The sequence below is a fragment of the Bradyrhizobium sp. JYMT SZCCT0180 genome, from assembly GCF_018130165.1.
Taxonomy (GTDB): domain Bacteria; phylum Pseudomonadota; class Alphaproteobacteria; order Rhizobiales; family Xanthobacteraceae; genus Bradyrhizobium.
The window spans coordinates 185,393-197,518 of the sequence record NZ_JAFCLZ010000012.1 but is presented as its reverse complement, the minus strand read 5'-3'; the positions used below and the strand labels follow the sequence as shown (position 1 = coordinate 197,518).

Below are 12,126 nucleotides of genomic sequence, written 5' to 3'. Positions count from 1 at the left end.
ATACTGCGGCAAGCCATTAATGAAGGAGCGGCCATGAAGGTAAACGTTGAAATTGATTGCACGCCGCTCGAGGCCCGGCAGTTCTTCGGACTTCCGGACGTTCAGCCGATGCAGACCGCGGTCATGGACAAGTTGCAGCAGCAGATGATGGCCAACATCGACAAGGTCTCGCCGGAATCGCTGATCCAGTCCTGGTTCACCTTCGACCCCAAGATCGCTGAACGCTTTCAGGACATGTTCGTGACCATGGCCGGCCTCGGCGGCATGGCCAAGAAGGACAAGAAATAGTGGGCGTCGCGGAGGACGCGCCGGTGGCAGAACACAAGCTTCGTCCGCCGAGTCTGTTCCTGATGCTGGCCGAAGCCAGAAGCGTGTTCGAACTGAATTCGAGCCTGCTGCTGTCGCCGCTGTTGATGCGCGCCCCGAAGGGCGACGGTCATCCGGTGCTGACGCTGCCGGGATTTCTCGCCAGCGATTTGTCGATGGCGCCGATGCGGCGCTACCTGAAGGAGCTTGGCTACGACAGCTATGCCTGGAACCTGGGCCGCAATTTCGGCGGCGTCGCCAGCAAGCGCGGCGCGCTGCGCGACCTCGTCAAGCGAATTCACGAGACCACGGGACGAAAGGTCAGCATCATTGGCTGGAGTCTCGGCGGCATCTACGCACGCGATCTCGCGCTGCAACTGCCGGACCTGGTACGATCGGTGATCACGCTCGGCAGTCCGTTCGCCAACGACATCACCGCGACCAATGCGACGCGATTGTACGAAGCGCTGTCGGGGGAAGGCATCAACGACAACCCGGAGATCCGGGAAGCCATCGCCGGCGACCTGCCGGTGCCCGCGACCTCGATCTATTCCCGCACCGATGGCATCGTGAACTGGCGTACCAGCCTGCTGCGCCCCTCCAGCACGGCCGAAAATATCGAGGTGCATCTCGCAAGCCACATCGGCCTCGGCGTCAACCCGGCCGCGTTGTGGGCGGTGGCCGACCGCCTGGCACAGCCGGAAGGCGAATTTAAGCAATTTGACCGTTCGGGCCCGTTTGCCATTGCATATGGGGCCCCGGAAAATGCACTATCCTGACCAATGTCGTTGAAGGCCGGGATACCCATCCCCCGTCTTCAGGACCATCTGAACGCCAGAAGCGCCATCAAGGCGCCGCGTGATCTCTGCGGGAGGAAAATATGACTGACTCCAAGAAACTGTCCTCGATGGATGCGTCGTTTCTGTATCTGGAAACGCCTGAAATGCCGATGCATGTCGGAAGCATGGCGATCTTCCGCCTGCCCGAGAATTACAACGGCAACTTCTTCGAGGATTTCAAGGCGATGATCGGCTCCCGGCTGCATCTTGCGCCGATCCTGAAAGCGCGCCTGGAAAAGGCGCCGCTCGACATCGATCATCCGTCCTGGGTCGAGGACGACCAGTTCGACATCGACCGCCACATTTTCCGCGGCAGCCTGCCGGCCCCGTATGACCGCGCGACGCTGGAGCGCATCGTCGGCTGGATGCATGCCAAGCTGCTCAACCGCGCCCGTCCGCTCTGGGAGTTCTATGTCTTCGAGGGCATGAAGGACAACGAGATCGGGCTTTATTCCAAGATGCACCATGCCTGCATCGACGGCGGCGCCGGTGCGGCGCTGACCAACATGATCTACGATCTGACCCCGGTGCCGCGCCAGGTGGAGCCCCCGACGGCGCGCAAGGTCGCGCAGGAGCCGCGCGACATCGCCGCCAATTTGATCGATTCCTATCAGCAGCTCTGGCGGCAGCCGTTCGATTCATCGTCGGCGCCGAAGAGCCTGGAATTGCCGCGTTCGGGCAAGAGCGATCTCGGATCGATCCTGTTCGACAACGCCATGTTCCAGATCGAGAGCGCGGTGAAATTCGCCGCCAGCGTGCCGACGATGCTCAAGAGCGTTTCCGAAGTGGTCGGCAAGATTTCCGATCCGAAGTCGCGCGACAGCATCGCCAGCATGGTTTCGCCGCCGACTGTTCTGAACAAGGCGATCTCGTCGGAGCGCAGCTTTGCCGGTACCTCGATCTCGCTGTCGCGGGCCAAGGCGGTGGCGAAAGCCTCCGGCGGCAAACTCAACGACGTCGTACTGGCGCTGTCTTCCGGCGTGGTGCGGCGCTATCTGCTGCAGCAGGGCGCGCTGCCGACCAAGTCGCTGACCGCGGCGGTGCCGATTTCGCTGCGCGAGGAGGGCAACACCGAGGCCAACAACCAGGTGTTCGGCATGATCTGCTCGATCGCCACCAACGTCGAAGATCCCAAGGGGCGGCTGGAGGCGATCATCGCGCAATCCACCAAGTCCAAGGAAATGTCGCATCCGCTGCGGGCCTTGATGCCGCAGGTCTCCAACATCTCGATGCTGGGCGCGCCGATCCTGGTTCAGATTCTTGCGCTGCTCTACAGCCGTTCCGACCTCTCGAACGTGCTGCCGCCGGCGGCCAACATCACGGTCTCCAACGTGCCGGGGCCGCGGCAGACGCTCTATGCGGCCGGCGCGGAGTTGCTGCACATCTTCCCGGTGTCGATCTCGACCCACGGGCTGGCGCTCAACATCACCGTGCAGAGCTATCGCGACCAGCTCGATTTCGGCTTCATCGCCGGCGCCAACATCATCCCGCATGTCCAGGTCTTGTGCGACATGCTTCCGCTGGAATTTGAAGCGCTGGAGGCGGCCTATGCGCCGCCGCCGTCCAAGATGACCAGCGCGGCTGAATAGGGTTTTGCAATGATTGAAATGCCGCCGCTGCAGTTCGCCGAGACGAACGGCATTCGCATGGGTTACTACGAGGCCGGGCCGAAGACCGACAAGCCGCCGGTCATACTGTGCCATGGCTGGCCGGAGATCGCGTTCTCTTGGCGTCACCAGATCAAGGCGCTGAGCGAGGCCGGGATCCGGGTGATCGCGCCGGATCAGCGCGGCTATGGTTCGACCGACCGGCCCGAGCCGGTCGAGGCCTATGACATCGAGCACCTGACCGGCGATCTCGTCGGCCTGATGGACCATCTGAAGATCGACAAGGCGATCTTCGTCGGCCACGACTGGGGCGGCTTCATCATCTGGCAGATGCCGCTCCGCCACATTGATCGCGTTGCCGGCGTGGTCGGCATCAACACGCCGCATCACGATCGCCCGCCGGCCGATCCGATCGAGCTGTTCCGCAAAAGGTTCGGCGACAGCATGTACATCGTGCAGTTCCAGGATCCGGCCCGCGAGCCCGACAGGATCTTCGGCAGCCGGGTCGAGCAGACGTTTGACGCCTTCATGCGCAAGCCGGTGCCGCGGCCCGCAGACACACCCGCCGATCAGGTGGTTGCCGGCGTCGGTGCTTCACCCAGGCTCAATCTGGCGTTTCCGCAGATGATTGCCGGTTACGACGCCAAGCATGATCCGCGGAAGCCAATCCTGTCGCCGGAAGAGAAGAAGGTGTTCGTCGATACGTTCACGAAGTCAGGTTTCACCGGCGGCATCAACTGGTACCGCAACATGTCGCGCAACTGGCAGCGTTCGGCCGGGATCGATCACACGGTGAAAGTACCGGCGCTGATGATCATGGCCGAAAACGACCATGTGCTGCCGCCGTCGTCGGCTGACGGCATGGAAAAGATCGTTCCCGATCTCGAAAAATATCTGGTGCGCGACAGCGGCCATTGGACCCAACAGGAAAAGCCGGACGAGGTCAGCGCCAAACTGATCGAATGGCGCAGGAAGCGGTTTGGCTAGAGCGTGACGCTCTCCCAGCCGTCATTGCCTGCAACAAACGCGAAAGCGTTTGTGCAAGGGAGCGCAGCGACGAAGCAATCCATGCTTCTTTTCGCGGCGAAATGGATTGCTTCGCTTCGCTCGCAATGACGGGGTGAGAGCGTCGCGCATTGTTTGAGACAATTGAGGCAGGGGTATTATCCACAATGGCGTCACCGAACAAACTCAGTCCGATCCCACATCCGCCGAAGAAGCCCGTCGTCGGCAACATGCTGTCGCTGGATCCGAACGCGCCGGTTCAGCATCTGGTGCGGCTGACCAAGGAGCTTGGGCCGATCTTCTGGCTCGACATGATGGGCGCGCCGCTGGTGATTGTGTCCGGCCACGATCTCATCGACGAACTCTCCGACGAGAAGCGCTTCGACAAGGCGGTGCGCGGCTCGCTGCGCCGGGTGCGCGCGGTCGGCGGCGATGGGCTTTTCACCGCCGATACGTCAGAGCCGAACTGGAGCAAGGCGCACAACATCCTGCTGCAGCCGTTCGGCAACCGCGCGATGACGTCCTATCATCCGAGCATGGTCGACATCGCCGAGCAGCTGGTCAAGAAGTGGGAGCGGCTGAACGGCGACGAGGAGATCGACGTCGTCCATGACATGACCGCGCTGACGCTCGACACCATCGGCCTTTGCGGCTTCGACTACCGCTTCAATTCGTTCTACCGCCGTGACTACCATCCGTTCGTGGAATCGCTGGTGCGTTCGCTCGAGACCATCATGATGACCCGCGGCATCCCGCTCGAAGGCCTGTGGCTGCAGAAGCGCCGCAAGGATCTGGCGCTGGACGTCGCCTTCATGAACAAGATGGTCGACGAGATCATCGCCGAGCGCCGCGGCAACGCGGAGGCCGCCGAGGGCAAGAAGGACATGCTTGGCGCCATGATGACCGGCGTCGACCGCGCCACCGGCGAGCAGCTCGACGACGTCAACATCCGCTACCAGATCAACACCTTCCTGATCGCGGGCCATGAGACCACCAGCGGTCTCCTCTCATGCACGCTCTATGCGCTACTCAAGCATCCCGATGTGCTGAAGAAGGCCTATGAGGAAGTCGACCGCGTGCTCGGCCCCGATATCGACGCGCGCCCGACCTATCAGCAGGTCACGCAGCTGACCTACGTCACGCAGATACTGAAGGAGGCGCTGCGGCTGTGGCCGCCGGCGCCGGCCTATGGCATCGCGCCGCTTAAGGACGAGACCATCGGCGGCAAATACAAGCTGAGGAAAAACACCTTCGTCACCGTGCTCGTGATGGCGCTGCACCGCGATCCCAGCGTGTGGGGACCGAACCCGGACGCGTTCGATCCGGAGAATTTCAGCCGCGAGGCCGAAGCCAAGCGCCCGGTCAACGCCTGGAAACCGTTCGGTAACGGCCAGCGCGCCTGTATCGGGCGTGGATTTGCCATGCACGAGGCGGCGCTGGCGATCGGCATGATCCTGCAGCGCTTCAAGCTGATCGACGTCAATCGCTACCAGATGCATTTGAAAGAGACGCTGACGATCAAGCCGGACGGATTCAAGATCAAGGTGCGCCCGCGCGCCGACAAGGAGCGCGGCGCGTTCGCTGGTCGCGCGGCGGCCGCGGTGGCGGCCTCGAACACGGCCGCAGCGCCGGCCCGGACACGGCCCGGGCACAATACGCCGCTGCTGGTGCTCTACGGCTCCAACCTCGGCACCGCGGAAGAACTCGCCACCCGCGTCGCCGACCTTGCCGAGGTCAACGGATTTGCGACCAAGCTCGGCGCCCTCGATGACTACGTCGGCAAGCTGCCCGAGCAGGGCGGCGTCCTGATCTTCTGCGCCTCCTATAATGGCGCAGCCCCCGACAACGCCACGCAGTTCGTCAAATGGCTGGACAGCGGCCTGGCCAAGGACGCGCTGGCCAAAGTCCGCTACGCGGTGTTCGGCTGCGGCAACAGCGACTGGGCGGCGACCTATCAGTCGGTGCCGCGCATCATCGACGAACAAATGGCGGGGCACGGTGCGCGCAGTCTCGCAACGCGTGGCGAGGGCGATGCCCGCAGCGATCTCGACGGCCAGTTCGAAAAGTGGTTTGCGGCGGCGGCGCCCGCGGCGATGAAGGAGCTGGGCGTCGATTCGACGCTTGCCCGCAGCGCTGATGATGCGCCGCTGTACACGATCGAGCCGGTGGCGCCGACCGCCGTCAACGTGATCGTGGCGCAGGGCGGCGTTTCGCCGATGAAGGTACAGGTCAATTCCGAGCTGCAGAACAAGGCCGGCGCCAATCCGTCCGACCGCTCGACGCGGCATATCGAAGTGCAGCTGCCGCCAGGCGTTTCCTACCGCGTCGGCGATCACCTCAGCGTGGTGCCGCGCAACGATCCGGCGTTGGTGGATTCCGTCGCGCGCCGGTTCGGCTTCCTGCCCGCCGATCAGATCAGGCTGGCGGTCGCCGAAGGCCGCCGCGCGCAATTGCCGACCGGTGACGCCGTGTCGGTCGGGCGTTTGCTGACCGAGTTTGTCGAGTTGCAGCAGATCGCGACCCGCAAGCAGATCCAGATCATGTCGGAAAACACGCGTTGTCCGATGACCAAACCGAAGCTGCTGGCCTATATCGGCGACGACGCCGCCTCGACCGAGCTCTATCGCAATGATGTACTGGCGAAACGCAAATCGGTGTTCGACCTGCTGGAGGAATATCCGGCCTGCGAACTGCCGTTCCACGCCTATCTCGAAATGCTGTCGCTGCTGGCGCCGCGCTATTATTCGATCTCGTCGTCACCGGCGGGCGATGCCTCGCGCTGCAGCGTCACCGTCGGCGTGGTCGAAGCGCCGGCGAGTTCGGGCCGCGGCGTCTACAAGGGCGTCTGCTCGAACTATCTCGCCGGCCGCCGCGCCGGCGACACCATCCATGCCACGGTGCGCGAGACCAAGGCCGGCTTCCGCCTGCCGGACGATGCGTCGGTTCCGATCATCATGATCGGCCCCGGCACGGGGCTGGCGCCGTTCCGCGGCTTCCTGCAGGAGCGCGCCGACCGCAAGGCCAAGGGCGCGAGCTTGGGGCAATCGATGCTGTTCTTCGGCTGCCGCCATCCCGAGCAGGACTTCCTCTATGCGGGTGAATTGAAAGCGTTCGCCGCCAACGGCATCACCGAACTGCACACCGCGTTCTCGCGCGCCGACGGGCCGAAGACCTATGTGCAGCACCTGGTCGCGGCGCAGAAGGATCAGGTGTGGAACCTGATCGAGAAGGGCGCGATCGTCTATGTCTGCGGCGACGGCGGCAAGATGGAGCCGGACGTCAAGGCAGCGCTGGTGTCGATCTATCGCGAACGCACCGGCGCGGACGAAGCAGCAGGCCTGCGCTGGATCGACGATCTCGGCGCCAGGAACCGCTACGTGCTGGACGTGTGGGCGGGGGGATAGTCTGCCTCCGCTGTCGTCCTCCGCGAAAGCGGGGGACCCAGTACGCCGTGGCTTCTGGGTTCAATCAATGGCGTCTCTGGAATGCTGGATCGCCCGGGCGTAGGCGAGCGGAAGCGACGCCGTTCTTCGAACGGCTATGCCGGGCGACGACAGCGTCGTTCGTGGTGAACTTCGCCGCATCGGAACGAACAGCGTCTCCCGTTCGTGTGCTAGAACCCCCACATGATTCCCTGGGAAAAAATCGATACCGCACATATTCCCGGCACCGACGCGGAACTGCGGCTGATGAAGCGCGGCAAAGAGTTCTCCATCATGCTCGGCACCAACGAGCTGATGAACAGCCGCCTCTCTGGATCCGAAGCCGCGCTCGCCACCCTTGCGGTCAAGAAGCTGGAAGCGAACAAGAAGCCGCATCTGCTGATCGGCGGATTGGGCATGGGGTTTACGCTGCGCGCCGCGCTGGCGGTGGTTGGCGCGGGTGCGCGGATCGTGGTGGCTGAACTGGTACCGGCCGTCGTTGCCTGGGGGCGAGGCCCGATGGCGGAGATTGTTGGCGGCAGCCTGAACGATACGCGCGTCAGCATTCAGGAAGTGGACGTCACCGAAATCATCCGGTCTTCCCGATCGAAATTCGATGCCATTCTGCTCGACGTCGACAACGGCCCCGAAGGCCTGACCCGCAAGGCCAATGATGGACTCTACAGTTCAGCCGGATTGGGCGCGGCACATACGGCGCTGCGTCCCGGCGGCGTCCTCGCGGTCTGGTCGTCCGGACCCAACGCGCCGTTCTCAAAACGCCTGCGTGCCGCCGGCTTCGATGTGAACGAGGTTGCCGTGCGCGCCACCGGCAGAGGCGGCGGCGCGCGTCACATCATCTGGATCGCGACGAAGAGCTGAGTTTCGATTCGTAGGGTGGGCAAAGCGCAAGCGTGCCCACCATCTCTCCAGGTGTTCCAGATAGCGATGGTGGGCACTGCGCAGGCGCGCCTTTGCCCACCCTCAGAACATCGTGTTGTTGTTCGCCGGATTCTCGGGGATCGGCTGGACGACGTCCCAATGCTCGACGATCTTGCCGTTCTCGAGCTTGAAGATGTCGATGATCGCGTTCCCCCTCGCGCCCGGCTCGCGAACGGCGTGGACATGCAGGATGACGTAATCGCCGTCCACGAACGAACGCTTGATCTCGCTGCGGGAGTTCGGGAATTTCTCGCGCAGGAATCCGATGAACTTGCGAAAACCCTCGGGACCGTCAGCGGCATTCGGATTGTGCTGAACATAGCGGTCGCCCATATAGGCGATCGCGCCGTCGGCGTCTTTTTGGTTCAGGCCCTTCTCATAGAATTCGAGCACGGCCTTGCGATTGGCTTCCTGCTTGGCATCGGCGGCCCAGGCGGCGGGAGCGGCAAGGGCTAACAGAATGACGGCGGCCAACGCTGCGCGCGGCCGGAAAACAAAATCCATGTTCGGGCTCCTTGTAGCGATATCGGTGCGCCGTCTATAGGCCCCGGCCCTGTCGTGCGGAAGAGGGCACCGGACGCTCACAAAGTAACCTCGAAGTAACCTGATCAAGCCGCCTTCGCCGCCGCGCCATGGGCGTGCTTGTCGATCGCGTCGATGATTTGCGGCCACATCGGGATCGGCAGCGCGTGGCCCATGCCGTCGACCATCACAAGCTTTGCGCCGGGAATGGAGGCCGCGGTATCCTTGCCGCCCTCGGGCCGCACCAAGGGATCGACGGTGCCGTGGATGACCAGCGTCGGCGCCTTCACCGCGCTCAGCCGTTCCTTGCGGCTGCCGGAGGCGAGCACCGCGCGCAACTGGCGGCCGACGCCGGCCGGGTTGAGGCCGCGTTCATAGGTGCGTTCGGCGCGCGAGCGGTCGAGCATTTCGTCTTCCGGGAACGAGCCGACGCGCAGGATTTTCCAGGTTTTCGCAAACCGCTCGAAATACTCTTCCTTGGTCGCGGGCGGCGGCGCCATCAGCACCGCGGCGGCTTCCCGTGTCGGTCCCGGCACCTTGGGATTGCCTGTCGTCGACATGATCGAGGTCAGCGAGCGCACCCGCGCCGGAAACGAGATCGCGACTTCCTGCGCGATCATGCCGCCCATCGATGCGCCGACCAGATGCGCCGACTTGATGCCGAGCACGTCCATCAGGCCGACCGTATCCTTGGCCATGTCGATCAGTCTGTAGGGCGCGGCGACCGGGATCTTCAGGAATTTCAGCTTGAGCAGTTCGAGCGCGGTCAGGCGCTTGCCGCCGGTCATGCGGGAGGATTTGCCGATATCGCGGTTGTCGAAACGGATGACGCGAAAGCCGCGCGCGGCAAGCTGGCGGCAGAAATCATCGTCCCAATGGATCATCTGGGCGCCGAGACCCATGATCAGCAGCAGCGGTTCCGCGCCTGCGTCACCGAAGACTTCGTAGCAAATGTCGATGCCGTTGGCGTGGGCGATCTGCGGTGGCTGATGGGCAAGAGTCACGGCGGCAATCCTTTGGATCAGTCCTGGTACCTTGATGGGTCTTGTATGGCACGGTTTGCCGCATCGCAGAAGAGCGGCAGTAACCATTTCATCCGGTTGACCGGCACGCCGCAACGGTGTCGTATGGTGGAATAATATCGAGGCGTGGCAAAGCGCTCGTAACCAAGGGAGGGCGCCTATGGCCGACAAAGGCAACGATCCTGCCGTGATCTGGCAGACGATGATCGGGGAGATGGAGAAGGGGTTCAACTCCTTTGCCAACCAGGCGATGGCTTCGCCCGAATTTTCCAAGGTGATGAACCAGGTCGGCGGCGCCACGGCGGGCGCGCAGAAGCAGCTCGGCGAGCTGATGGAGAAATATCTCGTCAGCATGAACCTGCCGAGCCGGGCGCAAATGGTCGGCATGGCCGAGCGCATCCAGGGCATCGAAAGCCAGCTCAACGAGATCAAGGCGATGCTGCACCAGATCCATCACAATTCGCTGGCGCCGGAAGGCGGCTATGGCGCGGCGCGGCCGCCGCGCACCAAGCGTCCCCCGTCGGAGGGAGAACAAAAATGAACGCGCCCGCAGCAGCCCTCGATCTGGCGTCGATTCCCGAGCGGATCCAGTCCGAGGTGCAGCGCGCGATCCAGCGCAGCATCAAGGGCGTCGAATACATCTCATCGTCGGGCCCCGCGCTGGGTTCGACGCCGAAGGACGTGTTGCTCAGCCGCGGCACGCTGAACCTCTATCACTACCGCCCGATCGCGGACGAAATCTACCGCGTGCCGATCCTGATCGTGATGGCAACCACCAACCGCGGCTACATCCTCGACATGGTGCCCGGCCAGAGTTTTATCGAATTTCTGCTCAAGCGCGGCTACGACGTCTACATGATGGACTGGACCGCGCCGAAGCCCGAGGAAAAATCGCTGCGGATGGAGGATTACGTCCTCGACTTCATCCCGGATTGCGTCCGCCGCGTGCAGCAGGATTCCGGCGAAAAAGACGTCACCGTGATCGGCTATTGCTTCGGCGGCGTGCTGTCGCTGCTGTACGGCTCGATCTTCAACGACGGACCGATGAAGAATCTGATCTGCTTCACCACGCCGATCGATTTCCGCGAGATGAAGCTGTTCTCGAATTTTTCGGACCGGCGCTATTTCGATGTCGACCGCCTCGTCGACAGCATCGGCAATGTGCCGCCCGAGATGATCCTGTCGTCATTCGAGATGCTGCGGCCGGCGTCGCGCGCCGCCAGCCAGGTGCAATTGTGGGAAAACATCTGGAACGACGAATACGTCAAGGCCTACCGGATGATGGATCGCTGGGGCACGGACACCTTGCCGCTGGCCGGCGAATATTTTCGCGCCATCACCAAGGACCTGATGTGGGACAACAAGCTGTTCAACGACACCATGAGCGTCGGCGGCCGTGCGGCCAATATTGCCAACATCAAGGTGCCGATCCTGCATGCGGTCGCCGAACACGATCACATCGTGCCCTATGATGCGGCCAAGCACCTGATCGCCAAGGTCGGCTCGTCCGACAAGGAAGAGGTGATGCTGAAGGGCGGTCACGTCAGCGTCGTCGCCGGCGCCAATGCGGTCAAGCGGCTATGGCCGAAACTGGACAACTGGTTAGGTAAGAGATCAACATGAGTGAAACACGTTCCTATCCGCGCCACGTCAAGACCGACGCGGGCGTGATCGAATTCCGCCTGATGTCCCGCGCCGACGAGGCCGCGGTGCTTGCCTTCGCGCAAAAACTGCCGACCCATGATCTGCTGTTCCTGCCACGCAACATCAGCCAGCCCAAGGTGCTGTCGGCCTGGATCAACGAGATCGAGCGTGGGCAGATCACGAGCCTGCTGGCGGTGAAGGGAGAGGCGGTGGTCGGTTGCGGCACGCTGGTGCGTGACCCGCACTCCTGGTCGCCGCATGTCGGTGAGATCCGGATGGTGGTGTCGCAGGACGTGCGCGGGCAGGGCGTCGGCCGGGCGCTGTCGCAGGAGACCTTCGCGCTGGCGCTGGGCGCCGGGCTGGAAAAGCTTTCGGTGCAGATGACGGTAGACCAGCAGGCGGCGATCGCGCTGTTCGAGAGCCTCGGCTTCAAGGCCGAGGCCCTGTTGCGGGACCACGTCCGCGACGTCGACGGCAAGAAGCACGACATCGTCGTGCTCGGACACAATGTGGCGCAAGTGCGGGCCCAGCTGGAAGCCTACGGGCTCCCAGGCGCCGTCCAGCATTAAGAGGGCCGTCCAGCACAAAGAGCGCCGTCCAGCCCGGACTCAGAATCGCGAAAACAACCCCATGCAAAGTAAGCATGAGGGCCTCGGCTACGTCCGGCACTAAGACTAAAGTGGAACTTTTGCCGTTTCCCTAGGCAGGCCGCCCATCATTCAGGCGCATCACGGATTCGTGATATCGCGATGCAACATTGATGTTGCGTCGCACCATTAACTATGGCACAACGATCTCGCCCCGGGCCGAACCGGACGGG

Annotated in this window: 11 protein-coding genes; 9 read left to right on the top strand and 2 right to left on the bottom strand. The window is 63.1% G+C overall.

Translation table 11 applies throughout. The features are described 5' to 3' along the window. The first annotated feature begins 33 nt into the window (after window positions 1-33). From JQ641_RS19220 to JQ641_RS19195, 6 genes are all read left to right on the top strand, one after another. The gene (locus JQ641_RS19220) at window positions 34-288 is read left to right on the top strand and encodes a DUF6489 family protein (RefSeq protein WP_192737248.1); all 255 of its coding nucleotides are present in this window, start codon (window positions 34-36) and stop codon (window positions 286-288) included. Between the two features lie 62 nt (window positions 289-350). Next, entirely contained in the window at window positions 351-1,085 is a 735-nt protein-coding gene (locus tag JQ641_RS19215; RefSeq protein ID WP_249150549.1) for an esterase/lipase family protein, read from the top strand. 101 nt (window positions 1,086-1,186) lie between these two features. Beyond that, window positions 1,187-2,734 (top strand): WS/DGAT/MGAT family O-acyltransferase, encoded by a 1,548-nt coding sequence (locus JQ641_RS19210; RefSeq protein WP_211997543.1) that lies wholly within the window; start codon window positions 1,187-1,189, stop codon window positions 2,732-2,734. 9 nt (window positions 2,735-2,743) lie between these two features. Further along, complete coding sequence (locus JQ641_RS19205; RefSeq protein ID WP_192737251.1) at window positions 2,744-3,739, top strand: alpha/beta fold hydrolase; 996 nt, start codon at window positions 2,744-2,746, stop codon at window positions 3,737-3,739. Window positions 3,740-3,924: 185 nt separating this feature from the next. Continuing rightward, a complete protein-coding gene (locus JQ641_RS19200) occupies window positions 3,925-7,161 on the top strand; it encodes a bifunctional cytochrome P450/NADPH--P450 reductase (protein ID WP_211997542.1) in 3,237 nt (1,078 codons plus the stop codon). Window positions 7,162-7,383: 222 nt separating this feature from the next. Beyond that, window positions 7,384-8,058, top strand: coding sequence for a spermidine synthase family protein (locus JQ641_RS19195; protein WP_211997541.1), 675 nt, complete (start codon window positions 7,384-7,386; stop codon window positions 8,056-8,058). 102 nt (window positions 8,059-8,160) lie between these two features. Here the strand turns inward: JQ641_RS19195 and JQ641_RS19190 are convergent, their stop codons facing one another. Next, on the bottom strand, window positions 8,161-8,622 hold the full coding sequence (locus JQ641_RS19190; protein WP_211997540.1) for a nuclear transport factor 2 family protein: 462 nt from the start codon (window positions 8,620-8,622) through the stop codon (window positions 8,161-8,163). Between the two features lie 104 nt (window positions 8,623-8,726). Next, entirely contained in the window at window positions 8,727-9,644 is a 918-nt protein-coding gene (locus JQ641_RS19185) for an alpha/beta fold hydrolase (protein ID WP_349628587.1), read from the bottom strand. A gap of 178 nt (window positions 9,645-9,822) precedes the next feature. Between JQ641_RS19185 and JQ641_RS19180 the strand changes: the two genes are divergently transcribed. The 3 genes from JQ641_RS19180 to JQ641_RS19170 are packed head-to-tail and all read left to right on the top strand — an operon-like array spanning window position 9,823 to window position 11,875. After that, window positions 9,823-10,203 carry a poly(R)-hydroxyalkanoic acid synthase subunit PhaE gene (locus JQ641_RS19180; protein ID WP_211997538.1) on the top strand — a complete coding sequence of 127 codons (381 nt, stop codon included), beginning with the start codon at window positions 9,823-9,825 and terminating at the stop codon, window positions 10,201-10,203. Further along, window positions 10,200-11,285, top strand: coding sequence for an alpha/beta fold hydrolase (locus JQ641_RS19175; RefSeq protein WP_211997537.1), 1,086 nt, complete (start codon window positions 10,200-10,202; stop codon window positions 11,283-11,285). The genes JQ641_RS19180 and JQ641_RS19175 overlap by 4 nt, the downstream gene beginning before the upstream one ends. Then, window positions 11,282-11,875: a GNAT family N-acetyltransferase gene (locus JQ641_RS19170; protein ID WP_211997536.1), complete on the top strand. Its 594-nt coding sequence runs from the start codon at window positions 11,282-11,284 to the stop codon at window positions 11,873-11,875. Before JQ641_RS19175 ends, JQ641_RS19170 begins: the two co-directional genes overlap by 4 nt. The last annotated feature ends 251 nt before the right edge of the window (window positions 11,876-12,126 follow it).